Origin of the sequence: Flavobacterium sp., from assembly GCF_041911335.1 — a bacterium.
Classification (GTDB): Bacteria; Bacteroidota; Bacteroidia; order Flavobacteriales; family Flavobacteriaceae; genus Flavobacterium.
Map to the genome: position 1 here is coordinate 1 of NZ_JAYRPD010000028.1, position 24,230 is coordinate 24,230.

Annotated in this window: 26 protein-coding genes and 1 pseudogene; 19 read left to right on the top strand and 8 right to left on the bottom strand. The window is 33.0% G+C overall.

The genetic code is table 11. The features are described 5' to 3' along the window. Nucleotides 1-136: 136 nt before the first annotated feature. Nucleotides 137-535 (top strand): annotated as a pseudogene (locus tag ACE3PD_RS03215) (M28 family peptidase); the annotation flags it as partial. Between the two features lie 69 nt (nt 536-604). Here the strand turns inward: ACE3PD_RS03215 and glyA are convergent. After that, nucleotides 605-1,879 carry a serine hydroxymethyltransferase gene (glyA, locus tag ACE3PD_RS03220; protein WP_374399475.1) on the bottom strand — a complete coding sequence of 425 codons (1,275 nt, stop codon included), beginning with the start codon at nt 1,877-1,879 and terminating at the stop codon, nt 605-607. A gap of 112 nt (nt 1,880-1,991) precedes the next feature. Here glyA and fahA point away from each other — a divergent pair, with 112 nt between their 5' ends. The 6 genes from fahA (at nt 1,992) to ACE3PD_RS03250 (ending at nt 9,636) form a co-directional block, all read left to right on the top strand. Beyond that, entirely contained in the window at nt 1,992-3,278 is a 1,287-nt protein-coding gene (fahA, locus tag ACE3PD_RS03225) for a fumarylacetoacetase (protein WP_374399477.1), read from the top strand. A gap of 282 nt (nt 3,279-3,560) precedes the next feature. After that, nucleotides 3,561-6,164: an ATP-dependent chaperone ClpB gene (clpB, locus tag ACE3PD_RS03230; protein ID WP_374399479.1), complete on the top strand. Its 2,604-nt coding sequence runs from the start codon at nt 3,561-3,563 to the stop codon at nt 6,162-6,164. 150 nt (nt 6,165-6,314) lie between these two features. Then, on the top strand, nt 6,315-7,559 hold the full coding sequence (locus ACE3PD_RS03235; RefSeq protein WP_374399481.1) for an MFS transporter: 1,245 nt from the start codon (nt 6,315-6,317) through the stop codon (nt 7,557-7,559). A 41-nt stretch (nt 7,560-7,600) separates the two neighbouring features. Then, on the top strand, nt 7,601-8,209 hold the full coding sequence (locus tag ACE3PD_RS03240; protein WP_374399483.1) for a DUF2238 domain-containing protein: 609 nt from the start codon (nt 7,601-7,603) through the stop codon (nt 8,207-8,209). Between the two features lie 24 nt (nt 8,210-8,233). Beyond that, nucleotides 8,234-8,794, top strand: a complete 561-nt coding sequence (locus tag ACE3PD_RS03245) for a GNAT family N-acetyltransferase (protein ID WP_374399485.1) — start codon at nt 8,234-8,236, stop codon at nt 8,792-8,794. Then, complete coding sequence (locus ACE3PD_RS03250) at nt 8,791-9,636, top strand: aldose 1-epimerase family protein (protein ID WP_374399487.1); 846 nt, start codon at nt 8,791-8,793, stop codon at nt 9,634-9,636. The genes ACE3PD_RS03245 and ACE3PD_RS03250 overlap by 4 nt, the downstream gene beginning before the upstream one ends. 29 nt (nt 9,637-9,665) lie before the next feature. Here ACE3PD_RS03250 and ACE3PD_RS03255 read toward each other — a convergent pair whose 3' ends face one another. The 6 genes from ACE3PD_RS03255 to ACE3PD_RS03280 all read right to left on the bottom strand — a co-directional run bounded on the left by ACE3PD_RS03255 (nt 9,666) and on the right by ACE3PD_RS03280 (nt 13,125). Then, nucleotides 9,666-10,178, bottom strand: a complete 513-nt coding sequence (locus tag ACE3PD_RS03255) for a hypothetical protein (protein WP_374399489.1) — start codon at nt 10,176-10,178, stop codon at nt 9,666-9,668. 188 nt (nt 10,179-10,366) lie between these two features. After that, nucleotides 10,367-11,044, bottom strand: coding sequence for a peroxide stress protein YaaA (gene yaaA / locus ACE3PD_RS03260; RefSeq protein WP_374399491.1), 678 nt, complete (start codon nt 11,042-11,044; stop codon nt 10,367-10,369). 151 nt (nt 11,045-11,195) lie between these two features. Beyond that, nucleotides 11,196-11,609: a lipocalin family protein gene (locus ACE3PD_RS03265; RefSeq protein WP_374399493.1), complete on the bottom strand. Its 414-nt coding sequence runs from the start codon at nt 11,607-11,609 to the stop codon at nt 11,196-11,198. 96 nt (nt 11,610-11,705) lie between these two features. After that, the gene (locus ACE3PD_RS03270) at nt 11,706-12,002 is read right to left on the bottom strand and encodes a hypothetical protein (protein ID WP_374399495.1); all 297 of its coding nucleotides are present in this window, start codon (nt 12,000-12,002) and stop codon (nt 11,706-11,708) included. Between the two features lie 16 nt (nt 12,003-12,018). Next, nucleotides 12,019-12,300, bottom strand: a complete 282-nt coding sequence (locus ACE3PD_RS03275; RefSeq protein WP_374399497.1) for a hypothetical protein — start codon at nt 12,298-12,300, stop codon at nt 12,019-12,021. Nucleotides 12,301-12,450: 150 nt separating this feature from the next. After that, nucleotides 12,451-13,125: an OmpW family protein gene (locus tag ACE3PD_RS03280; protein WP_374399499.1), complete on the bottom strand. Its 675-nt coding sequence runs from the start codon at nt 13,123-13,125 to the stop codon at nt 12,451-12,453. 140 nt (nt 13,126-13,265) lie between these two features. Here ACE3PD_RS03280 and smpB point away from each other — a divergent pair, with 140 nt between their 5' ends. Both smpB and ACE3PD_RS03290 read left to right on the top strand, forming a co-directional pair. After that, nucleotides 13,266-13,718, top strand: a complete 453-nt coding sequence (gene smpB / locus ACE3PD_RS03285) for an SsrA-binding protein SmpB (protein WP_374399501.1) — start codon at nt 13,266-13,268, stop codon at nt 13,716-13,718. Nucleotides 13,719-13,728: 10 nt separating this feature from the next. Next, complete coding sequence (locus ACE3PD_RS03290; RefSeq protein ID WP_374399503.1) at nt 13,729-14,091, top strand: multiprotein-bridging factor 1 family protein; 363 nt, start codon at nt 13,729-13,731, stop codon at nt 14,089-14,091. Here ACE3PD_RS03290 and ACE3PD_RS03295 read toward each other — a convergent pair whose 3' ends face one another. Beyond that, entirely contained in the window at nt 14,092-14,733 is a 642-nt protein-coding gene (locus ACE3PD_RS03295) for a protein-L-isoaspartate(D-aspartate) O-methyltransferase (RefSeq protein ID WP_250581567.1), read from the bottom strand. It lies immediately after the preceding gene. Nucleotides 14,734-14,876: 143 nt separating this feature from the next. Here ACE3PD_RS03295 and ACE3PD_RS03300 point away from each other — a divergent pair, with 143 nt between their 5' ends. From ACE3PD_RS03300 to ACE3PD_RS03345, 10 genes are all read left to right on the top strand, one after another. After that, nucleotides 14,877-15,842, top strand: coding sequence for a Gfo/Idh/MocA family protein (locus ACE3PD_RS03300; protein ID WP_374399506.1), 966 nt, complete (start codon nt 14,877-14,879; stop codon nt 15,840-15,842). 48 nt (nt 15,843-15,890) lie between these two features. Beyond that, a complete protein-coding gene (locus ACE3PD_RS03305; RefSeq protein WP_374399508.1) occupies nt 15,891-16,781 on the top strand; it encodes a 3-hydroxyacyl-CoA dehydrogenase family protein in 891 nt (296 codons plus the stop codon). 65 nt (nt 16,782-16,846) lie between these two features. Then, nucleotides 16,847-18,067 (top strand): DUF1015 domain-containing protein, encoded by a 1,221-nt coding sequence (locus ACE3PD_RS03310; protein WP_374399510.1) that lies wholly within the window; start codon nt 16,847-16,849, stop codon nt 18,065-18,067. A gap of 90 nt (nt 18,068-18,157) precedes the next feature. Continuing rightward, nucleotides 18,158-18,832 carry a YggS family pyridoxal phosphate-dependent enzyme gene (locus tag ACE3PD_RS03315; RefSeq protein WP_374399512.1) on the top strand — a complete coding sequence of 225 codons (675 nt, stop codon included), beginning with the start codon at nt 18,158-18,160 and terminating at the stop codon, nt 18,830-18,832. A gap of 57 nt (nt 18,833-18,889) precedes the next feature. Beyond that, nucleotides 18,890-20,251: an exonuclease domain-containing protein gene (locus ACE3PD_RS03320; RefSeq protein WP_374399515.1), complete on the top strand. Its 1,362-nt coding sequence runs from the start codon at nt 18,890-18,892 to the stop codon at nt 20,249-20,251. A gap of 18 nt (nt 20,252-20,269) precedes the next feature. Beyond that, complete coding sequence (locus ACE3PD_RS03325) at nt 20,270-21,097, top strand: ion transporter (RefSeq protein WP_374399517.1); 828 nt, start codon at nt 20,270-20,272, stop codon at nt 21,095-21,097. A 1-nt stretch (nt 21,098) separates the two neighbouring features. Further along, nucleotides 21,099-22,022, top strand: a complete 924-nt coding sequence (miaA, locus tag ACE3PD_RS03330; protein WP_374399519.1) for a tRNA (adenosine(37)-N6)-dimethylallyltransferase MiaA — start codon at nt 21,099-21,101, stop codon at nt 22,020-22,022. A gap of 44 nt (nt 22,023-22,066) precedes the next feature. Then, on the top strand, nt 22,067-22,744 hold the full coding sequence (locus ACE3PD_RS03335) for a hypothetical protein (RefSeq protein ID WP_374399520.1): 678 nt from the start codon (nt 22,067-22,069) through the stop codon (nt 22,742-22,744). A 2-nt stretch (nt 22,745-22,746) separates the two neighbouring features. After that, nucleotides 22,747-23,343, top strand: coding sequence for a hypothetical protein (locus ACE3PD_RS03340; protein ID WP_374399522.1), 597 nt, complete (start codon nt 22,747-22,749; stop codon nt 23,341-23,343). A gap of 2 nt (nt 23,344-23,345) precedes the next feature. Further along, the gene (locus tag ACE3PD_RS03345; RefSeq protein WP_374399524.1) at nt 23,346-24,071 is read left to right on the top strand and encodes an acyl-[acyl-carrier-protein] thioesterase; all 726 of its coding nucleotides are present in this window, start codon (nt 23,346-23,348) and stop codon (nt 24,069-24,071) included. Nucleotides 24,072-24,230: the final 159 nt, after the last annotated feature.

Consider the following 24,230-nt stretch of genomic DNA (forward strand, 5'->3'; position numbering starts at 1 on the left):
ATTGTAAAAAAAGCTGAAAAACCACCAGAAAAAAACATTTTTTCAACAGATAATTTTATCAATCAAACAAAATTAAGCATATAAACAAAGGGATACAGAAGTTTTTTTTCTATTTTTGAAAAACTTTCGGATAGTAGTGATTAATATTGATATGATTGGTAGACGTGATACTTTACATCCAAACACCAATAATTATATTTATGTGATTGGTTCAGACAGATTGAGTAGTGAATTACATGATATTAATGAAGCTGTTAATACTAAATATACCCAATTAGAATTGGATTACAAATACAACGATAGAAACGATCCTGAAAGAATTTACTATCGTTCTGACCATTATAACTTTGCTAAAAAAGGAATTCCTTCAATTTTCTTCTTCAACGGAATCCACTCAGATTACCACTTACCAAGTGATACTCCAGACAAAATTGAGTACGATGCTTTAGCAAAACGAGCACAATTAGCGTTTGCCTTAGCCTGGGAATTAGCGAATCGCGAAGAAAGAATTAAAGTAGACAGAGACGGGAAATAATCCTGAACTTCTTAAAAATAAAAACTCCTGATGATTAGTCAGGAGTTTTTTATTGAATTTTGTTTGAAATTAAAATACAAACATTGCTCTTTCGCTCATTAAATCATTTACTTCTTCCGCTACTTGTTCTAAAACAGCTTCATCAGTGTGATTCATTAATACTTTATCAATTAAAGCTACAACTGTTTCCATATCTTCTTCCACTAAACCACGAGTTGTGATAGCTGGAGTTCCCACACGAATACCAGAAGTAACAAATGGTGATTTATCATCAAATGGCACCATATTTTTATTTACTGTAATTTCAGCTTTTACCAATGCATTTTCTGCATCTTTACCTGAAATTCCTTTGTTTCTTAAATCGATTAACATCATGTGGTTATCAGTACCACCCGAAATTAATTTGTATCCTCTTTTGTTGAAAGCTTCTGCCATTGCTTGTGCATTTTTCTTCACTTGCATCGCATAACGGAAAAACTCATCTGTTAAACATTCTCCAAATGCCACCGCTTTAGCCGCAATAATATGCATTAAAGGTCCTCCTTGATTTCCAGGGAAAACCGACATATCTAACACATGTGACATCATTCTGATATCACCTTTTGGAGTTGTTAATCCCCATGGGTTTTCGAAATCTTTACCCATCATAATCATTCCACCTCTTGGACCACGTAAAGTCTTGTGAGTAGTTGTAGTTACAATATGACAATGTGGAATTGGATCATTCAATAAACCTTTAGCAATTAATCCTGCTGGGTGAGAAATATCAGCTAATAAAAAAGCACCAACGCTGTCAGCAATTTCTCTGAAACGTTTAAAATCCATATCACGAGAATAAGCCGAAGCTCCAGCGATAATCATTTTTGGTTTTTCTCTTAAAGCGATTTCCTGAATTTTATCGTAGTTCAAAACACCTGTCTCCTCTTCTACTCCATAAAACACAGGATTGTATAATTTTCCAGAAAAGTTAACTGGAGAACCATGCGTTAAGTGACCTCCGTGAGATAAGTCAAATCCTAAAATAGTATCACCTGGTTTTAAACAAGCTGCAAAAACTGCTGTATTGGCTTGAGAACCCGAGTGTGGTTGTACATTAACATATTCAGCACCAAACAAAGCTTTTGCTCTGTCAATTGCAATTTGTTCTACAATATCTACTACTTCACATCCTCCGTAATATCTTTTACCAGGATATCCTTCAGCATATTTGTTGGTTAAACATGAACCTGCCGCTTCCATTACTTGGTCGCTAACAAAGTTTTCAGAAGCAATTAATTCAATTCCGTGAATTTGTCTGTCTTGTTCATCAAGAATTAGGTCAAAAATTTGTTCGTCGCGTTGCATTGCAATAAATATTCGTTAAAATTAGGTCAAAATTACGAAAAAGGTTTGTTACATTGATAGATAATTTTATATTTGATTCATAATTTTTCAACAACAAACTAACAATACAATTATGCCAAATATAGCAAACGACCCAGATAGAAAATCGTGGATTCCAGTTCCTGAAAATAGCGACTTCCCGATTCAAAACATTCCTTTTGGCGTTTTTATTACAAAAGAAGATGTAATCACTATTGGAACAAGAATTGGAAATTGTGCCATCGACATGGGGGCGCTACAACAATTAGGTTATTTTGAAGGTATTGAACTTACCGACGATATGTTCATGCAAGACACTCTAAACGATTTTATTTCTGACGGAAAAAAAACATGGCGTTTGGTAAGAAATCGCTTAGCTGAACTTTTCGATGAAACCAATCCAACTTTAAGAGACAATAAAAATCACAGAGAAGCTGTAATTTTTAAAGTAGAAGATATCGAAATGCTTTTACCGGTTCAAATTGGAGATTACACCGATTTTTACAGTTCAAAAGAGCACGCTACAAACGTAGGAAAAATGTTCCGTGATCCAGAAAATGCGTTGTTACCAAACTGGTTACACATTCCTGTAGGTTATCATGGTAGAAGTTCTACGATTGTTCCTTCAGGAATACCAGTTCATAGACCTTATGGACAAACGTTACCAAACGGAGAAACTACTCCTGTTTTTGGTCCTTCGAGATTAGTGGATTTTGAATTAGAAACCGCTTTTATTACTACGGATGCGAATTTAATGGGTGAACCAATTCCTGTTGAAGAAGCAGAAGAACATATCTTCGGAATGGTCTTATTTAACGACTGGAGTGCGCGTGACATTCAAAAATGGGAATATGTGCCACTAGGGCCTTTCTTAGCGAAAAACTTTGCTTCGTCTATTTCACCTTGGATTGTAACCATGGATGCTTTAGAACCTTTCAGAGTTAAAGGTCCTGAGCAATCACCAGAACCGTTACCTTATTTAAAACAAAAAGGAGAAAAAGCATTTGATATCAATTTAGAAGTTTTGATCAAACCAGAAAATTCTGAAGAAACTGTGGTTTCGCGTTCGAACTTTAAATACATGTATTGGTCAATGGCACAACAATTGGCACATCATACCATTAATGGCTGTAGAGTAAACTCAGGCGATATGATGGGAAGTGGAACAATCTCTGGACCAACAGAAGATTCTTTCGGTTCTATGTTAGAATTAACTTGGGGCGGACAAAAACCATTAAAAATGAAAGATGGCTCTGAACGTAAATTCATCAACGATAATGATACCGTTATAATTAGAGGATATTGTCAAAAAGGAAATTTAAGAATTGGTTTTGGTGAAGTTTCAAGTAAATTGTTACCAGCTATTGATTTGAAATTTTAAAAAATAAACCTTTAAATAATAGAAACTCCGAAAGTCATTTTCGGAGTTTTTTTTTGCTCAAAACTATCCCGTTTTCATTCATCGATTATTCACGACATTTTATCAAAAAAATTGGATTTCAACCATGATTTAAGACATTATGTCGTAAATTTATATGATTTTAGGAGCTTTATCAGTCATTTTGTCTTGATTTAAGCATTGGAATACCAATTGCAGTACTCCTTTCAAAATCATTAAATTGAAAATAAAAACGAATCCCCAACTCGACAACAACTAAAAAAAATGAACTTAAAAAATTTAACAATTAAATCGCAAGAAGCTTTGCAACAAGCACAGCAACTTGCACAAGAATTCAGACACCAACAACTAGAAAATGAACATATTTTCAAAGGTATATTGGAAGTCGACGAAAACGTAACTCCATTTATTCTAAAAAAATTGAATGTAAATGTGGAGTTATTTAAAAAAGTATTGGATAGTACTTTACAAAGTTTCCCTAAAGTTTCGGGAGGCGAAATCATGCTTTCTCGTGAAGCAGCAACCGCTTTAAATGAAGCTAATATTATTGCTAAAAAAATGAACGATGAATACGTTTCTATCGAACATTTAATCTTAGCTATTTTCAAATCGAAAAGTAAAGTAGCCCAAATTCTAAAAGACCAAGGGGTAACCGAAAAAGGATTAGAAAGCGCTATTGCGGAAATTCGTAAAGGCGAACGAGTAACCTCAGCATCAGCAGAAGAAACATACAATTCTTTGAACAAATATGCTAAAAACCTTAACGAATTAGCACGTACTGGCAAATTAGACCCAGTTATTGGTCGCGATGAAGAAATCCGTAGAGTTTTACAAATTCTTACACGTAGAACCAAAAACAATCCCATGTTAATTGGAGAACCAGGTGTTGGTAAAACTGCTATTGCAGAAGGTCTAGCGCATCGAATTGTAGATGGCGACGTTCCCGAAAATCTAAAAGATAAGATTGTTTATTCTTTAGATATGGGTGCCTTAATTGCGGGTGCCAAATACAAAGGGGAATTTGAAGAACGATTAAAAGCCGTAGTTAAAGAAGTAACTTCTGCCGAAGGTGATATCGTATTATTCATCGATGAGATTCACACTTTAGTTGGTGCTGGTGGTGGAGAAGGCGCAATGGATGCAGCCAATATTTTAAAACCAGCCTTGGCTCGTGGCGAATTACGTGCCATCGGAGCGACGACTTTAGACGAATATCAAAAGTATTTCGAAAAAGATAAAGCGTTAGAAAGACGTTTCCAAAAAGTAAATATCGACGAACCTGATACCGAAAGCGCGATTTCGATTTTACGTGGTATCAAAGAAAAATATGAAACGCATCACAAAGTACGTATCAAAGACGATGCAATTATTGCTGCTGTTGAATTGTCACAACGTTATATTACCAATCGTTTTCTACCAGATAAAGCGATTGACTTAATGGACGAAGCGGCTTCAAAATTGCGTATGGAAATCAATTCAAAACCAGAAGAATTAGACGTTTTGGATAGAAAAATCATGCAGTTGGAAATCGAAATTGAAGCGATTAAACGTGAGAATGATGAAACTAAGTTAAAAGGTTTGGGCTTGGATTTAGCCAACTTAAAAGAAGAACGAAATGAAATCTTTGCCAAATGGAAATCAGAAAAAGATGTAGTAGATAATATTCAGGCAGTAAAACTAGAAATTGAAGATTTTAAAATTGAAGCCGAACAAGCCGAAAGAAATGGTGATTACGGAAAAGTAGCGGAAATTCGTTACGGAAAAATCAAAGAAGCACAAGAACAATTAGATGCTTTACAAACACAATTAGCCGAAAATCAAGCTGGAAATTCTTTAATAAAAGAAGAAGTTACACATGATGATATCGCAGAAGTGGTAGCCAAATGGACAGGAATTCCAGTAACCAAAATGCTTCAAAGCGAGAGAGAAAAATTACTCAAATTAGAAGACGAATTACATCGCAGAGTAGTTGGGCAAGAAGAAGCTATCGAAGCTATTAGTGATGCCGTTAGAAGAAGTCGTGCTGGTTTACAAGATGCAAAAAAACCAATTGGTTCGTTCTTATTCTTAGGAACAACTGGTGTTGGTAAAACCGAATTAGCCAAAGCATTAGCCGAATATTTATTCGACGATGAAAACGCAATGACCCGAATTGATATGAGTGAATATCAAGAACGTCATTCGGTTAGTAGATTGGTTGGTGCGCCTCCAGGATATGTAGGCTATGATGAAGGTGGACAATTGACGGAAGCAGTAAGAAGAAAACCGTATTCTGTAGTATTGCTAGACGAAATTGAAAAAGCACATCCTGATACATTTAATATCTTGTTACAAGTATTAGACGAAGGACGATTAACCGATAACAAAGGACGTGTTGCCGATTTCAAAAATACGATTATCATCATGACTTCGAATATGGGAAGCCACATTATTCAAGAGAAATTCGAGAATTTAAAAGGTGGAATTGAAGCAGCAACCGAAGCGGCAAAAACAGAAGTTTTAGGCTTATTGAAGCAAACCGTTCGACCTGAGTTCATCAATCGTATCGATGAAATTGTAATGTTCACACCGTTAACCGATAAAAACATTAAAGAAATTGTAGGATTACAATTGAAAAGTGTTATTAAAATGTTGGCACAACAACACATTACCATGGATGCGACTCCAGAAGCGGTAGCGTATTTAGCGGAAAAAGGATACGATCCTCAATTTGGAGCAAGACCTGTAAAACGTGTAATCCAACGTGAAGTATTGAACCAACTTTCAAAAGAAATATTAGCTGGAAAAGTAACTACTGATAGTATTATTCTATTAGATAGTTTCGACGGACAATTAGTATTTAGAAATCAAAGTGAATTGGTTCACTAAGACCAATTCATAAAATATCCCCACAATCCATGGGTTCATAATGGGTTAAGTTTGTTTTAGTTTGGGAAACACCGGTTCAATTTCGAATCGGTGTTTCTTTTTTTATCTGATAACCAATTATTTTTCTATTTTTGAAACAAATGCAACCCAATGAAAGAATTTTCAACCCAAGAAAAACTTAAACATTTATTATCGTTTCCTGTAATTGTAGCGGCTTTAGGCTACTTTGTAGATATTTACGATTTACTGCTTTTTGGAATTGTTCGTGTTCCCAGCTTAAAAGATATGAATTTAGATGTGGATACGGCTGGAACCTTAATTCTCAATTACCAAATGGTAGGTTTGCTTTTAGGCGGAATTCTTTGGGGTGTTTTGGGCGATAAAAAAGGAAGACTTTCCGTTTTGTTTGGTTCTATTTTAGTGTATTCGTTAGCGAATATTGCTTGTGGGTTTTTACCTCATTTTCCAGTTGAAGACAAAACCATGTTATACGCATGGTTGCGATTCATTGCCGGAATTGGTTTAGCAGGTGAACTAGGTGCTGGAATTACGTTAGTTTCAGAATCACTACCAAAGCAATTACGCGCTATTGGAACTTCCATTGTGGCTGGATTTGGCTTACTTGGTGCTGTTGTTGCTCAATTAACAGTAGAATTAGCGGGAGATTGGACCATTGCTTATTACATTGGTGGTGGACTAGGATTAATGCTTTTAGTTTTAAGAGTTAGTGTAGCTGAATCTGGAATTTACAATGATATCAAACATGATTCCGAAATCAAAAAAGGGAATTTCTTTTCGTTTTTCACCAATTGGAATCGCTTTGTAAAATACATGAAATGCATCGCCATTGGCTTACCTACTTGGTTTTGCATCGGAATTTTAGCTGTGATGGCGAATCAATTTGCTGTAGTTATGGGAATTGAAAATATTCAACCAGGAAAGGCTATTATGTGGGCGTATGTTGGTATTTCTGTTGGAGATTTTGCAAGTGGATTTATTTCGCATTGGTTACATTCCCGTAAAAAAGCGATTGTTTACATGATGTTGTTCACTATTATAGGAGTAGTTTTAATGCTTTATGGCGGAACAAAATCGGAAAACATGTACTACTTCTATTGTGCTTGGTTAGGATTAGGAACGGGTTATTGGGCTATGTTTGTAACGGTTGGTGCAGAACAATTTGGAACCAATATTAGAAGTACTGCAACCACCACCATTCCTAATATGGTTCGCGGATTAGTTCCTGTGATGTTATTAGCTTTTGATGATTTAAAGGTCAATAATGGAGTTATAACGGCAGCTGCCATAGTGGGTTTCTTTGCTTTTGGGTTAGGCATTTACTCTACCCTAACTATTTCAGAAACCCATAATAAAGATTTAGATTTCATTGAATAATTTCATTAAATTTGATGCTATATTTATAGCAATTTAAATAAATGAGAAAAATCAAAATCTACATCCTTTTATTTTTTTTTGGATTAATAATTTCAGGAATTTACCCAAAAGAATATTTTACTTGGTTTTTAGAAGTTTTACCTGCTGTAATTGGGTTTGCGATTTTAGCATTCACCTTTAAACGCTTTCAATTTTCCAATTTCACGTATTTCTTTATCTTAATTCATTGCTACATCTTATTTCTTGGTGGACATTACACTTACGCCGAAGTACCACCATTTGAATGGATAAAAGAAACGTTTCATCAAACTCGAAACAACTACGATAAAGTTGGGCATTTTGCACAAGGTTTTATTCCTGCTATGATTGTTAGAGAATTATTCATTCGTAAAAATGTAATTTCAAATAAGAGTTTCTTTAACTTCATCACTGTAGCGGTTTGTTTGGCAATTAGCGCGGCTTACGAATGGTTAGAATGGGGCGTTTCACTTTGCACTGGTGAAGGTGGAGATGCTTTCTTAGGAACGCAAGGTTATGTTTGGGATACACAATCTGATATGTTATATGCAACCATTGGTGCTATTTGTATGTTGATTTTCTTCAGTAAAAAACACGATAAAGCAATTCAAGAGCAATTTCAAACTCAATAACAAGATTCAAATTATACAAAAATAATGTTACAACTTAACTTCTCTCCTTTTCCGACACTAGAATCGGAACGTTTACGTTTTAGAAGACTAACCAATGAAGATGCTCCTGAAATTTTTGCTCTTCGTGGTAATCCTGAAACCATGAAATTCATACCAAGACCATTGGCAACAACTATTGAAGATGCTTTAAATCATATCAAAATAATAAATGATAAAATAGACGTAAACCAAGATATCAATTGGGCGGTAACAGAAAAAGGAAGTGACAAATGCATTGGATTAATGGGATTTTACAGAACCCAACCTGAACATTTCAGAACCGAATTAGGTTACATGATTGCTCCTGAGCACAACGGAAAAGGTTATGTTACAGAAGCAGTTAAAACGCTTTTAAATTATGCTTTCAATACCTTAAATTTTCATTCTATAGTAGCCGTTATTGACTCTAGACACACTGCTTCAGAACGTGTTTTACAAAAAAATGGTTTTGAAAAAGAAGCCCATTTTAAAGAGAACTTTTATTACAACAATGAATTTACGGATACCTTAATTTATGGCTTGTTAAAACGAAATTTCAACAAATGATTATAACCATAACAAATAACAAAATTTCAGCTTCAATTGATACTCTAGGTGCCGAATTAATTCGATTAGAGAAAGACAACAAAAATTACATTTGGACAGTTGATGAAACGTATTGGAACAAAACTTCTCCGATATTATTTCCCATTGTAGGGCGATTAAAAAATGACACTTACAGCATTGAAAATAAAACCTATGAATTACCGCGACATGGTTTTGCTAGAAATTTCGAATTTCAAATTGTAAATCAAACCGAAAGTTCTGTTGTTTTTGTATTGGAAAGTAATTCCGAAACTTTAAAAAATTATCCGTTTGAATTTCAATTGCAATTGCAATATAAATTGGTCGGAAACGAATTAATAATGAAGTATTCCGTTGAAAACAAATCAAAAGTATCTATGCCTTTTTCTATTGGAGCTCATCCGGCATTTACTATTGAAGATTCTTTTTCAGATTATTCTCTAAAATTTAACCAAACCGAAGAATTTATATCATATGAATTGGATAACGAACAATTTAGTAATTCATTCAGAAAAATAAATTCAGAAAACGGACAGATTAATTTAAACTATTCGCTTTTTGAAAAAGATGCTTTGGTTTTCAAACATTTACAATCAAACAAACTAACACTTTTAAAAAAGAATGAACCTGTTTTTTCCGTTCAGTTTGAAGGATTTCCTTATTTAGGAATTTGGACCAAACCAAACGCTCCATTTTTGTGTATAGAACCTTGGTGTGGCTTAGCAGACAATGTAAATCATAACGGAAATATTTTTGAAAAAGAAGGGATTAATTTATTACACCCACAAGAAATTTTTTCAAGAAGAATCAAAATAACTTTATAAAATAATCCCGATTTCTCGGGATTTTTAATTTAGTCGATATACGTTTTATTACCGTTTTTATTGATATAATATTTACCGCCTCTTGGTCCTGTAAATACTTTTTTTCCTTTGTATTCTCCAGTAACTTTATCTTTTACTTTTTTCTCAGCTGCTTTTGACGCTGCCGTTTCTTTCAAATCTTCTTTTTCTTCTGCTGCAGACTTCTTAACTTTTGTTTTCGTTTCAGTAGCTTTTTCCTTTGTCTTTGTCTCAGCTTTGTTTACTTCTGCTTTAGCTTTTCCATCAGCAGACTTTGCCTGACCTTTTACTGATGCGCTATTGGATTTTACATCTTTCTTAGCTTTTGAAACTTTATCATCTGTTTCTTTTTTAACTTCAGTCGCTTTCTTTTCCGTATCTTTCTTTTTCTTGTCTGCTTCTTTTTTATTCTTCTCAACTTTTTCTGTTACAGCTTTTTTAACTTCTTTAGTAGTTTTTGTTTCTTGTGCTAAAGAACCTAATGTAAATAAAAGGGATAAACCCAAAAGAGCGATTTTTTTCATAAGTAATCAGATTTTAAATTAAACAATTTTATGTATTCTTTTTACCGGAATTACAACTCCCTGCTTTAATATAACACGTTCATCTGTAACGCCCCAAATAGTAGTTTCTACCATTTTTTTTGACTTATCATCTTCAAAGTAAATTTGAATTTTAACATGCTCTAGGTTACCCAAAGAAAGTGCTCTATCTAAATCGTTTCTGCGTTGGTATCAATAATATATCGAACCATCAAACCTCTTGCCTTTTTCGCATAAAAACTGATCATCTTTAGTTTTCCGTCTTTGTAATCTTTAAATTCTGGAGTAATAACTGGAACTTTTAAAGCTTTTGCATCAACCGCAGAGAAATACTCATTGCTAGCTAAATTCAAAAATAGCTCATCGGTTTCTAACTCGTCGTTTAAAGCTTTAGTGAGTTTCTTTTTCCAAAATTCATATAAGTTTTTATTCGCATTGATAGGCAATGAAGTTCCCATTTCCAATCGATACGGCTGCATTAAATCGAGCGGTTTTAATATACCATACAAACCCGATAAAATTCTTAATTTATCTTGTAAAACAGCTATTTTATCCGCTGGAATTGAATATGCATCCAATCCCGTATACACATCACCATCAAAAGCATAAACTGCTGGGCGCGCATTTTCTGAAGTAAAAGGCAAGGCCCAATTTTGATTGCGTTCCCAATTCAAATCGGCCAACTTTTCCGAAATATCCATTAACTCCATTAGCTCTTTAGGCTTCTTTTTTTTGAGCGTTTTTTGAATGGTTTCCGCTTCTTTTAAAAACAAACTTTCTGTGTATTCTTTTATCGGTAGTGGTGATTCAAAATTTAAGGATTTGGCTGGAGATACTACGATTTTCATGACTTTTATTAAGGTATTAAACTTACACTTTCAAAAGTACGAAAATTAGTGGATATGAGATTTAGTTAACAATAAATAATAATTATAACACCATTAGGAATAAAAAAATCCCGAATAAATCGGGATTAAGAATGTCTGAAAAATTTTTTAATTATCTTCTTGTGAAAACTTGTATAAATGTTTCTCCAGAAAAAACAATTTTCACTTTTAAAGTTGTAGCATTCAGTGTTACAATTTCTGCGGTTGCAATCTCGCCTCCAAAATTAACAGTTAACGAGTTTCCTGACTTAGTCCACGTTCCTTGGCTTAAATCTTGAGTACAATTCGTATCAAAATAGTAATCTTTCATTACACCACCTGCTAGAAATTCTGTGTAGTCTTTTTGTGAACTGCATTCATGCTCGTAAGGAGCTAAAACCTCTTGTCCTCCAACAATTGCACCTTCTTGAGAGTATTCCCATCTACCTTCTAGTCCAGTTGAAGAAGATGAAGAATCATCATCTTTACTACAAGAAGTTAAACCTAACACCAATGTTGAAACGAAAAGAAATAAAATTTTTTTCATGAGTAAGTAATTTTTTATAGATTAATAATTATTTGTACAAATAAAAATAAAAAAATCTTACAAACAAAAAAAAATGTAAAAAAAAATAGGATTTATTTAACTCATTTTTCCAATAGCACAACTTACATAGGATTTTGCTTTTGTTACTTTTTCATGATGTTCTTTGTGAGCCACTTTTACTTTTTCGTGGCCTTCTTTCACCTTTTTATCATGATCCTTTTTAGCTTTAGCTACTTTTTTTTCATGTGAATTACTTTTGTTTTCAGTAGCTATCTTTTCAATTTCGGCTTGCTCTGTTTCAACTTTTTTTACTTCTTTAGCAACTTTTTTTTCTTGTGCTGTAACGCTCAATACAAATAATAGAGACAAACCCAAAAATGTGATTTTTTTCATCATAATTTATTTTAAATTATACAATCTTATGTATTCTATTAACTGGAATTACTACTCCTTGTTTTAAAATTACTCGTTCATCCGTTACTCCCCAAATGGTAGTCTCAACCATTCTCTTCGAAGCATCATCTTCAAAATATATTTTGATTTTTACATGTTCTAAATTGCCTAATGATAAAGCTCTGTCTAAATCATTCTTACGACTTGAAATAGCTTCTTTATCTACTAAAACTTCATCTTTGGGGAAATTTAATGTTGGTATTACTTCTTTATCGATTAAATCAAATGTTGCTTCCATAATTTTATTAGTTGGTTAATTACATAAAATTAGTAAAAAAAACATTTCTTAAAAGATTTTCAAGAGTTTTTTTTCGAATTATACTTACAAAAAAAAGAGAACATGCAAAACAACATGTTCCCATTAATTTAAAACGAACTAAAAACCGTCTTAGAACTTCATTCCAACACCAATTCCTAACAACCAAGGATTGATATCAACTTCAGCAGGAATACTTAAACCTGGAGCTAAATTAGAAGCGTCAACTGTTACATCCGTACTTAAAAATAAACGTTTAGCATCTACATTGATGAAAAATTTCTCGTCTAACATTAAATCGAAACCTAATTGAGCAGCATAACCTAATGCATTATCATATTTTACATCAGCAACATCTCCTGACTTAACATTGTAAAACAAAGTATAATTTACACCAGCTCCAATATAAGGTTTGAAAACTTTTTTATCTGATGTATAAAAGTGATATTGAGCCGTTAATGTTGGAGGCAATAACCAAACACTTCCTAAATCTACATTACCTGCAGCAGTATTAACAGCTTTTACATCATGTTTTGCAGTTCCTAAAATTAATTCTGCAGCAAAATGTTCTGTAAAGAAATAAGTGAAATCTAATTCTGGAATTAGAGCATTTGAAATTGCAACATCACCACCGATGATACCTATTTTAGCACTTTCATCTGGAGCAACTCCAACAGCTCTCAATCGAACTTGCCATCTTTTAAATTCATTTGATTTTGATTCTTCTTTTGTTTCTTTGTCTTGTGCATTTACAAAATTTACTGTCATTAATGACATCGCCATCAAAGCAAAAACTATTTTTCTCATTTTTTATTTAGTTTAAAATTATGAGTCAAAGGTAAATGACTGAAAAAACATAAAAACTGATATAAATCATAGATTAAAAATTATTTATCTGTAATTATCATTTTAAAATGCTACAATTTTAATTTACATTTGTAGTCCTTATGCAAAAGACCGTTAACATACTTAATAAAAGAGCTAAATTCGATTACGAAATTTTAGACAAATACACCGCTGGAATCGTTTTAACCGGAACCGAAATCAAATCAATTCGTCTCGGAAAAGCCGCTATTACAGAAAGTTTTTGCGAATTTCATGATGGCGAATTATTCGTAATTAATTCACACATTGAGGAATATTTATATGGTACGCATTACAATCACAAAGCAAAAAGTGAGCGTAAATTATTATTGAATAAACGCGAACTAAAAAAACTCGATAAAGATTCTGATAATAAAGGACTAACCATTGTTCCGCTTCGTTTGTTTACCAATGAAAAAGGGTTAGCTAAATTAGACATTGCGCTCTGTCGTGGTAAAAAGAATTACGACAAACGCGAATCATTAAAAGAGCAAGATACCAAACGCGATTTAGACCGAATTAAGAAAAGTTTCTAATCATACCTTTATGAAAGAAATTTTAAAACAAGCTCGAATAGATAGAGAACTTTCAACCCGAAAGTTAGCCGAAATTGCAAAAATCGATCAAGCTTTGATTAGTAAGTTTGAAAACGGATTTCGTATTCCAACAAAGAAACAAATTCAAACGCTTGCTCAAATTCTAGAAATCGATTTAAAACCTTTATTAGTTGCTTGGTACAAAGTAAAATTAGACCATAATTTCGATTTAAATCCATTTGCGATTCAAGCTATTACTGAAATTCTTCAAGAAAAAGGTATTGAAGTTGGCAATTCATCCAAAGAAAAAGAAATCACTTCCATCTTAGACGAATTGGAAATTTTAAAACAAAAATTAACGAATCTTCGCTAATTAGTTTTTGTTTTCTAAAAGTGGTACAAATCTAAAATCACCAAATTCGTGTTTTTCAAATTGAGTTTCGTTTTTACGAATTAACAACGTCATGATTTGCTCTTTTTCACCTACGGGAATTACTAACCTACCTCCTATTTTTAATTGTGCCATCAAAGGTTGTGGAATAAATGGAGCTCCAGCAGTTACAATAATTCCGTCGAAAGGAGCAAAATTTGGAAGTCCTTTGTACCCATCTCCAAAGGTTAAATGCTTGGGTCTAATATTTAGTTTTGGTAATAAAACCGTTGTAGATTTAAAGAGTTCATTCTGACGTTCTACCGAATATACTTTAGCACCCATAGCACACAAAACTGCAGTTTGATAACCACTTCCGGTCCCAATTTCTAATATTTTATGATCTTTTTGTACTTCTAACAGTTGTGATTGAAATGCTACTGTATAAGGCTGGGAAATGGTTTGCCCAGCACCAATAGGAAATGCTTTATCTTGATAAGCAAAATCTTCAAAACTAGAATTCAAAAAGAGATGACGTGGAACTTTACTAATAGCAGCCAACACGTTTTTATCGGTAATTCCTTTTTCCTCCAATTGCTTTACCAACTGATTTCTAAGTCCTTGATGTTTATTAGTATCTTTCAATTTGGGATGATTTTGTTTGGGTAAAAATAGCTTTAAAATCTCAAAAAACAAATCAGAAAATAAACGAACTTTTTTCCGAAGTTTCGGAATTTAATCTTTTGCACTTTCAACTAAAATCGTACTTTTGATAAAATTAATTTTTTATGCTAAAAGTGGGAGTTTTAGGTGCAGGTCACCTTGGAAAAATACATTTGCGATTATTAAATCAATCTGAAAAATATGAATTAGTAGGCTTTTACGACGCTTTTGAAGAAAACGCCAACAAAGTAGCAGCCGAATTTGGTTATAAAAAATTCGATTCTATTGCCGAATTAACTGCTGCAGTTGATGTAGTAGATATTGTAACGCCAACGATGCAACATTTTGAATGTGCCAAACAAGTTATTGAAGCTGGAAAGCACATTTTCATCGAAAAACCTATTTCAAATACAGTTGCCGAAGCCGAAGAAATCATCACTTTAGCAAAAAAATACAACGTAAAAGGGCAAGTAGGTCATGTTGAACGTTTCAATCCAGCATTTACTGCCGTGAAAGATAAAATCAACAATCCGATGTTTATTGAAACGCATCGTTTGGCAGAATTCAATCCTCGTGGTACTGATGTTCCTGTGGTTTTGGATTTAATGATTCACGATATTGATGCTATTTTGAGTGTTGTGAAATCGAAAGTAAAAACAGTAAATGCAAGTGGTGTTGCTGTAATTTCAGATTCTCCAGATATTTCAAATGCACGAATTGAGTTCGAAAACGGTTGTGTAGCAAATATCACTTCGAGCCGAATCTCGATGAAGAACATGAGAAAATCGCGTTTCTTCCAAAAAGACGCTTACATTTCAGTAGATTATTTGGATAAAGTGTGCGAAGTAGTTCGTATGAAAGATGCACCCGAAGTTCCAGGTGATTTCGATATGATTTTACAAAATGCTGAAGGAGTTAAAAAACAAATCTATTTTGATAATCCACAAGTGGATGCTAACAACGCCATTTTGGACGAATTAGAAACTTTCGCGGATGCTATCAACAACAACACCACTCCAATCGTAACTTTAGAAGATGGTACTGAAGCTTTAAGAGTAGCCCATATGATTATTCAATCAATGGAGAAATAAGCAACAAAAACAAACTTGAAACTTTAAACTTGAAACCAAAATAATATAATGAACACAATCGCAGTAATCGGAGCTGGAACTATGGGTAACGGAATTGCTCATACTTTTGCTCAAAGCGGATTTACCGTAAAATTAATCGATATTTCAGAAAAATCATTAGAAAAAGGAATGGCAACTATTGCTGCTAACCTTGATAGAATGGTTGCTAAAGGAAGTATTTCTGAAGAAGACAAACACAAAACAATTGGAAACATCATAACTTATACTGACGTTAAAGATGGTGTCGTAGGATGTGATTTAGTTGTAGAAGCTGCAACTGAAAACGTTCAATTGAAATTCAACATTTTCAAACAATTAAGTGAAGTTTGCGATCATAACGTAATTTTAGCAACCAACACTTCTTCAATTTCTATTACGCAAATTGCAGCTAATGTTGTACATCCTGAAAGAGTAATTGGAATGCACTTTATGAATCCAGTGCCAATTATGAAATTAGTTGAAATCATTCGTGGTTACAACACTTCTGATGAAGTAACTAAAATCATCATGGATTTATCGGTTAAATTAGGAAAAACACCTACAGAAGTAAACGATTATCCTGGTTTCGTAGCTAATAGAATTTTAATGCCAATGATTAACGAAGCTATCGAAACGTTATACAACGGTGTTGGTGGTGTTTACGAAATCGATACGGTTATGAAATTAGGAATGGCACATCCAATGGGACCATTACAGTTAGCAGATTTCATCGGATTAGACGTTTGTTTATCTATCTTAAACGTTATGTACGACGGATTTAAAAATCCTAAATATGCTCCATGTCCATTATTAGTAAACATGGTAATGGCTGGAAAATTAGGAGTGAAATCGGGAGAAGGTTTCTACGATTACTCAGAAAGCAAAAAAGCAGAAAAAGTTTCGAAACAATTTTCTAAATAAAGTAAAAAGTGATTAGTAATTAGTGAATAGCTAGTTACTAATCACTAATTACTAATCACTCAAAAATGGCCAAAATAAAACCTTTTAAAGCAGTACGACCGGTAGCCGACAAAGTTGCCTTAGTTACTTGTAGAACGTATGACGATTATAGTTCGGCTGAGCTTGCTGCTTGGCTAAATTTTAATCCGTATTCATTTTTGCATGTAATTCATCCTGCTTATGCTAATGCGCAAAAAATTTCATTAGAAAAACGTTTTAAAGCGGTTGCCAACAAATACCAAGATTTTAAACACGACCAAATTCTAATTGAAGAAGATCATCCTGTTTTTTATTTGTACGAAATCCAGTCAAAAGGACAAACTTTTACTGGAATTATTTCCGGAACTTCGGTGAAAGATTACCAAAATAACGTCATCAAAAAACACGAAGATACGCTGCAATACCGTGTAGAATTGTTCAAAGATTATTTGCATCAAACCAATTTTAATACAGAACCTGTTTTGATTACGTATCCCGATAGTGTGGAAATCAATACGTTTATTGCGTTGCGAAAAAAGAGTAAACCGGTTTACGAATATTCGACAACCAATAAAGAAAAACACACCCTTTGGAAAATTGATACGCAATCTGAAATCGATTGGCTACAAGAACATTTCGAAAAAATCCCTAATTTATACATTGCAGACGGACATCATCGTTCGGCTTCAGCGGAATTGTTGTTCGAGCAAGACAAGCATTTGGGCAACGAAAATCTGAATTATTTCATGAGTTTCTTAATTGCAGAAAGTAATGTCAAAATTTACGAATTCAACCGATTGATTAGCGATTTGAATGGTTTATCAAAAGAAACTTTTATCAAAAAATTGTCGGAACATTTCGTCATTGACGCCAAAGATCAAGAAATTTGGAAACCTCAAAATAAGTTTGAATTTGGAATGTATTTAGATGGCAGTTTTTATGCTTTGTTCTACAAAAAAGAAAATCACCAACAAGCTTCTATTTTAGACAATTTAGATGCCCAAATTTTATACGACAAAGTCCTTTTCCCTTTATTAGGAATCGAAGATTTAAGAAACGACGAACGCATTGATTACATTCCAGGAAAACAATCTATTTCGGTAATAAAAGATTTAATCGATGAAGGCGAATTTGAAGTTGGTTTCATGCTTTACCCTTCCGACATTAACGAAATTAAAGCCTTAGCCGATAACAATTTAATCATGCCTCCAAAATCAACTTACATTGAACCGAAGTTTAGAAGTGGTTTGGTGGTATATGAATTATAAATATGAGTAATTAAATCTTAGAAACACCGATTTTAAATAATTTTAAAAATTTTAATCTTTTTTTAAATCCGCGTTCCAAAAAATAAAAAAATGACAATTTCAAAAAACCTCAATACCATAAAATCCCAACTTCCAGCTCATGTTACCTTAGTTGCGGTTTCAAAAACCAAACCTGTAGCAGATTTAATGGAAGCGTATGATGCTGGGCAACGCATTTTTGGAGAAAACAAAATCCAAGAAATGACCGAAAAATGGGAAGTCATGCCAAAAGACATTGAATGGCACATGATTGGTCACGTGCAAACGAATAAAGTCAAATACATGGCGCCTTTTGTGAGTTTGATTCACGGTGTGGATAGTTTGAAATTATTACAAGAAATCAATAAACAAGCGGCGAAAAACAATCGTGTGATTGATTGCTTGTTGCAGGTTTACATTGCGGAAGAAGAAAGTAAATTTGGGTTAGACGAACAAGAATTAGTCGAGATGCTGAAACAAGTTCAGCATGACAAAGAGAATTTTAAAAACATAAGAATCGTAGGTTTAATGGGAATGGCAACCTTCACTGAAAACCAAAACCAAATCGAAAAAGAATTCAAACATCTAAAAACGATTTTTGACAAATACAATCAACTAAAAACTGAAAACTGTCAACTAAACACTCTTTCCATGGGCATGTCGGGCGATTATCAACTCGCAATTTCATGCGGAAGTACGATGGTTCGAATTGGAAGTAGTATATTTGGCTCCAGAAATTATCAATAAGGCAATTTGTCAATGTGCCAATTAACTGAAAACTGAGACTCAACACTGTAAACTATTTTGTACGCAATCATCGACATAGAAACCACTGGAGGCCAATTCAACGAAGAAGGAATTACCGAAATCGCCATTTATAAATTTGATGGTCATGAAGTAATCGATCAATTCATTAGCCTTGTAAATCCCGAAAAACCGATACAACCTTTTGTTGTGAAGTTAACGGGGATTAATAACGCTATGCTTAGAAGTGCTCCAAAATTCTATGAAGTAGCCAAAAGAATTATTGAAATTACAGAAGGTTGTGTGATTGTGGCTCACAATGCTTCTTTCGATTATCGCATTTTAAAAACCGAGTTTCGACGTTTGGGTTATGATTTCAAAAAGCAAACAATTTGTACGGTAGAATTAGCAAAAAAGTTAATTCCAGGTCAAGAATCGTATAGTTTGGGGAAACTGGTGCGTTCGTTAGGAATTCCAATGGCAGATAGACATCGTGCCAGTGGTGATGCTTTGGCTACCGTGAAATTATTCAAAATGTTGTTGGTAAAAGACATTGAGAAAGAAATCGTAAAAAGTTTCATTAAAACCGAAATTAAATCGGGAATGTCGCCTAAATTGTTAGATATTGTGGAAAATTTACCTTCTAAAACAGGTATTTACTACATTCATAACGAAAAAGGCGATTTGATTTACATCGGAAAAAGCAAAAACATCAAAAAACGTGTCAACCAACATTTCACTGGAACTTCGAGTAAAAGTAAAAAAATCCAACGCGATGTTTATGCCGTAACTTTTGAAGAAACTGGAAGTGAATTAATTGCACTTTTAAAAGAAAGTGAAGAAATTAAAATCAACAAACCGATTTATAACAGAGCCCAACGCAAAAGTATTTTCCAATATGCCTTATATCAACATAAAAACGAGCAAGGTTACATTTCTTTAACTGTTGAAAAAGCGGATGGTCGAAAGAAAGAAATTACTTCGTTTACTTCGCTTCAGGAAGGCAAAAATGCGTTGTTCAAGATAACTGAGAAATACAATTTGTGTCAGAAAATCAATGGCTTATATGATACTCAAAACGGATGTTTTCAATACAAAATCAAAGAATGTAATGGTGCTTGTGTAGGCGACGAAAATCCAGAAAGTTACAACGAACGTGTATTGGAATTCATCGAAGAAAACTCGTTTGAAAACAACAATATGGTAATTCTCGACCGAGGTAGAACTTACGATGAAAGAACCGCAGTTCTTATTGAAAATGGCATTTACAAAGGCTATTGCTTTTACGATTTGAATTATCAAGTAAACAACATTGAAATTTTGAAAAACATCATTATTCCAATGAAACACAATCGCGATACGAAAACGATTATTCAGACCTATTTACGCAAACACAAAGTATATAAGATTATTCAATTTTAATTGTTTAACTTTGTTTTTATGAATGAAGTTAAGTCGAAATACGAGATTTTCAAACAAAAAGCTCACATCATTATCTACGGAACCAATACGGTTGCAGGAAGACTTTTCGATTTAATTCTTTTGGGATTGATTTTACTGAGCGTTGTCTTAGTAATGTTGGAAACCGTAAAAGAATTCGATGGAAAATACCACACTTTTATTTTAGTTTCGGAATGGATAATAACCATTTTCTTCACAATTGAATACATTTTACGAATCATCACGATTAAAAAACCCATCAATTACATTTTAAGTTTTTACGGAATTATCGATTTGGTAGCGATTTTACCCATGTATTTGTCGTTTTTCATGACAGGAACTAGTGTTTTTACTGTAATTAGAGCTTTACGACTATTGCGATTATTTAAAATATTAAATCATCCTCAATTTTCAAGTCAGTCGGTGCATTTACGAGAGTCGATTATTGCAAGTCGTGGTCGTATTTTAGTTTTTATGTACTTTATTTTGATAAGTTGTATCATCATTGGTTCTGTGATGTATGTTGTGGAAGGAGATGAAGCTGGCTTTACCAGTATTCCCGTTTCAATTTATTGGTGCATTGTAACTTTAACGACAGTGGGATTTGGTGATATTACCCCGATTACGCCTTTAGGACAATTTATTGCTTCATTTGTAATGATTATGGGTTATGGAATCATTGCCGTTCCTACCGGAATTATTACCGCGGAAATTGCAAAAAACACACCTAAAACAAGAGAAAGTGACAAAAAAGTTTGCCAAAACTGTGGTAGTCATGAACACTTAATTAACGCAAAATTTTGTCAAGATTGCGGAAGCGAATTATAAAATGAATTACCTAATTACGATTATTGGTCCAACTGCCATTGGAAAAACAGCATTAAGTATTGCTTTAGCACAACATTTTGGTTGCGATATTATTTCGTGTGATAGTCGTCAGTTTTTTAAAGAAATGAAAATTGGCACCGCTGTTCCGAGTGACGAAGAATTAGCTGCCTCAACCCATCATTTTATCCAGAATAAATCCATTTTCGAAAGTTATTCGGTTGGCGATTTTGAACAAGAAGCTTTAGCCAAATTGGATGAACTATTTCAGAAAAACAACATTCAAATAATGGTTGGCGGCTCTGGATTGTATGCAGATGCTGTTTTGAAAGGATTTGATGATTTTCCAGATATTGATGAATCGGTTCGAACTGAAATCAATGCTAAATATGAGGCATTAGGAATCGAATATTTACAAGAGCAACTCCAAAAATTAGATTCGGAATATTACCAAAAGTTAGAAACTGAAAATCCACAAACCTTACAAAATCCGCAACGTATGAAACGTTTTGTAGAAGTTTGTTTGGGTACAGGAAAACCCTATTCAAGTTTTATTGGAAAACGAAAAAATGTTAGAAACTTCACTCCTATCATCATTGGTTTAGAAGCGAATAGAGAAATAATGTATGATAGAATCAACCAACGTGTTACTATTATGATGAATGAAGGACTTTTAGCCGAAGTAGAATCTTTATATCCAAACAAACATTTAAATGCGTTACAAACCGTTGGTTACAGAGAATTATTCGATTATTTTGATGGAAAAATAACTTTAGAGTTTGCCATCGAACAAATCAAGATGAACACGAGACGCTTTGCTAAACGACAAATCACTTGGTTTAAACGAACTGAAAATGTAAGTTGGTTTGATTATTTGACGGATAGAACAGAGATTATTCGATTTATTGAAAAAATAACTACTACTTAACGCAACCCTATAACATTTTTCTCATCTTAGCTAAAAATAAAATAATGAAAAAACTCTTATTTATACTTTTGGTCTTAACCACAATTTCTTGTGAAATTGAATATGATGGAGAAACAAAGCTTGTCGTAAAAGGAAATGCGATAAATGAAAATAGTGAAGCGATTAACAACAAAGAAATAAAACTATTTGTAACACGAAATTCAAGTTATCTACCATTTATTTTTTATTATCCGTCAGAAACAAATTATATAGGTAAAGCTTTTACAGATAATTTTGGAAATTTTACCATGGTAATTCCTAAACCAAAAAATAATTTTGATGAAATAATTGTTGAAATTAATGACGAATCAAACGCGCTTAATTCAAAACGAGTTGTAAATATTCAAACTGATAATTTTAATAATTACGAATTAAATCTGGGAGTATTCAAACTATTTAACAAAACAAATCTTTGTCATTTACAAATTATCCCAAATCAAGTTAACCCAGAAAACGAACTTTTAGAATTGAGTTATGAGGGAGAAGTTGCAAATGAATTAAGTTTTTACAATTTACCTGAAGGCTATTCCTATTATTATGAAACGGATAAAAATGTAAGAAAAAACCAAACTATCCAATTAAACTACAAATTCAAAAATTACATATCAAATACCATTATTACACAACAAGTTTCAATCGCTATTGATGATTCAGACTTATTATCTTACACATTAAATTATTAGAAATGAGAAAAATATATTCTATCTTATTATTGATTTCATTTCAATTAATAATTTCACAAGAAATAGAACAAAAAAAATTAGACTTTAATCCAAAAATATCGGTTGGGTTTGTCACACAAATATTCTTTGGAGACAATTATCTTTCAAAAGGGCATAAAAATCCTTCAATTGGTGCTGAGTTTGATTTTCAAATGATAAGCTACTCCAACTTTAATTTAGGTTTTGGATTTAAAAAGACAACACTTTTTGTTGAGGATCAAGCTATAGGTGGAAACATTGATAAATCTAATATGAATTCTATAAATGGTTTCGTTTCTTATGATGCGTATAAACACAATAAATTTCAATTTATACCTTCTTTGAGTTTTGGTGGAATAGAGATTAGACAAAAAGATGGTTCAAAATTATATGGAGTACAAAATGGAAATTACTTTGAAATGTCGATAAAAACGAATTACTTTTTAAAAAACAAAATCAATCTTTATTCTAAAATTGGAATAGCAAAATATTTCCTTAATGTGAATACTACAAATGAATATAAAAGTTATTTTAACCATAGTAATTCATTAAATTTGTCACTAGGAATTCAATTTTTATAAAAATGCCCATTTCTCCCAATTTTACTTCTATTTTAGAACAAGAATACGAAATCAATTTTCTACAATGCTATCCAAATGGTTTGTTGAAATATACTGATTTGTGTAATATTTTTCAAATTACAGCGGGAATTCATGCCGATTTAGGTGGAATAAGTTTTAGTGATATGCAAGAACATCATCAAGCTTGGGTAATGAGTAAAATGCGTTTAGAAATTATCAGTTTACCCAAATGGAAAGAGAAAGTTACCATAAAAACATGGATTAAATCGTTAGAAAATTCGCGTTCGACACGTTGTTTGGAATTGTATCGTGGTGATGAGAAGTTAGCAGGTTGCGAAACTTATTGGGCCGTTTTAAATACGCAAATTAGACGACCTGAAAACTTAGCTTTGCCTCACGAACATTTCATCAAATATCCAGAACATAGCGCTACTGAAAAATCGGTTCAGCGTATTAATTTAGATGTTCCGTTTGAGAAAGTGTTGGATTACAAAGTACAATTATCCGATTTGGATATTGTAAACCATGCTAACAACGTGAAATACTTGGAATGGTGTCTGAATACTATGGATAGAAAATTTGTCTTAAAACAGCATATAAAAGGTTTTGAAATGAATTTTTTAAGAGAATTAAATTGGAAGGACGAAGTGGTGATATCAAAAAACGAAAACACGTATATTATTACCAAAGATGAAAAGATTTGTTATGCTTTAGAAGTTATTGAATAAAAAAAGTCCTGAATTGCTTGAGGGCACTGAAAAAGTCCTTTAAATAATAATTGCAATAATTTAAGGAGTAGAAAACTTAGTTTTTCTGCTCCTTTTTTCGTATATTTAGCTTTAATTATAGCGTTTTTTAGATGTTATTAAAGCAGCAAACAATACAAT

Bases quoted from the DNA above. Each gene is read 5' to 3' on its own strand.
- glyA (WP_374399475.1), bottom strand. From the start codon at position 1,879: ATGCAACGCGACGAACAAATTTTTGACCTAATTCTTGATGAACAAGAC.
- fahA (WP_374399477.1), top strand. From the start codon at position 1,992: ATGCCAAATATAGCAAACGACCCAGATAGAAAATCGTGGATTCCAGTT.
- clpB (WP_374399479.1), top strand. From the start codon at position 3,561: ATGAACTTAAAAAATTTAACAATTAAATCGCAAGAAGCTTTGCAACAA.
- ACE3PD_RS03235 (WP_374399481.1), top strand. From the start codon at position 6,315: ATGAAAGAATTTTCAACCCAAGAAAAACTTAAACATTTATTATCGTTT.
- ACE3PD_RS03240 (WP_374399483.1), top strand. From the start codon at position 7,601: ATGAGAAAAATCAAAATCTACATCCTTTTATTTTTTTTTGGATTAATA.
- ACE3PD_RS03245 (WP_374399485.1), top strand. From the start codon at position 8,234: ATGTTACAACTTAACTTCTCTCCTTTTCCGACACTAGAATCGGAACGT.
- ACE3PD_RS03250 (WP_374399487.1), top strand. From the start codon at position 8,791: ATGATTATAACCATAACAAATAACAAAATTTCAGCTTCAATTGATACT.
- ACE3PD_RS03255 (WP_374399489.1), bottom strand. From the start codon at position 10,178: ATGAAAAAAATCGCTCTTTTGGGTTTATCCCTTTTATTTACATTAGGT.
- yaaA (WP_374399491.1), bottom strand. From the start codon at position 11,044: ATGAAAATCGTAGTATCTCCAGCCAAATCCTTAAATTTTGAATCACCA.
- ACE3PD_RS03265 (WP_374399493.1), bottom strand. From the start codon at position 11,609: ATGAAAAAAATTTTATTTCTTTTCGTTTCAACATTGGTGTTAGGTTTA.
- ACE3PD_RS03270 (WP_374399495.1), bottom strand. From the start codon at position 12,002: ATGAAAAAAATCACATTTTTGGGTTTGTCTCTATTATTTGTATTGAGC.
- ACE3PD_RS03275 (WP_374399497.1), bottom strand. From the start codon at position 12,300: ATGGAAGCAACATTTGATTTAATCGATAAAGAAGTAATACCAACATTA.
- ACE3PD_RS03280 (WP_374399499.1), bottom strand. From the start codon at position 13,125: ATGAGAAAAATAGTTTTTGCTTTGATGGCGATGTCATTAATGACAGTA.
- smpB (WP_374399501.1), top strand. From the start codon at position 13,266: ATGCAAAAGACCGTTAACATACTTAATAAAAGAGCTAAATTCGATTAC.
- ACE3PD_RS03290 (WP_374399503.1), top strand. From the start codon at position 13,729: ATGAAAGAAATTTTAAAACAAGCTCGAATAGATAGAGAACTTTCAACC.
- ACE3PD_RS03300 (WP_374399506.1), top strand. From the start codon at position 14,877: ATGCTAAAAGTGGGAGTTTTAGGTGCAGGTCACCTTGGAAAAATACAT.
- ACE3PD_RS03305 (WP_374399508.1), top strand. From the start codon at position 15,891: ATGAACACAATCGCAGTAATCGGAGCTGGAACTATGGGTAACGGAATT.
- ACE3PD_RS03310 (WP_374399510.1), top strand. From the start codon at position 16,847: ATGGCCAAAATAAAACCTTTTAAAGCAGTACGACCGGTAGCCGACAAA.
- ACE3PD_RS03315 (WP_374399512.1), top strand. From the start codon at position 18,158: ATGACAATTTCAAAAAACCTCAATACCATAAAATCCCAACTTCCAGCT.
- ACE3PD_RS03325 (WP_374399517.1), top strand. From the start codon at position 20,270: ATGAATGAAGTTAAGTCGAAATACGAGATTTTCAAACAAAAAGCTCAC.
- miaA (WP_374399519.1), top strand. From the start codon at position 21,099: ATGAATTACCTAATTACGATTATTGGTCCAACTGCCATTGGAAAAACA.
- ACE3PD_RS03335 (WP_374399520.1), top strand. From the start codon at position 22,067: ATGAAAAAACTCTTATTTATACTTTTGGTCTTAACCACAATTTCTTGT.
- ACE3PD_RS03340 (WP_374399522.1), top strand. From the start codon at position 22,747: ATGAGAAAAATATATTCTATCTTATTATTGATTTCATTTCAATTAATA.
- ACE3PD_RS03345 (WP_374399524.1), top strand. From the start codon at position 23,346: ATGCCCATTTCTCCCAATTTTACTTCTATTTTAGAACAAGAATACGAA.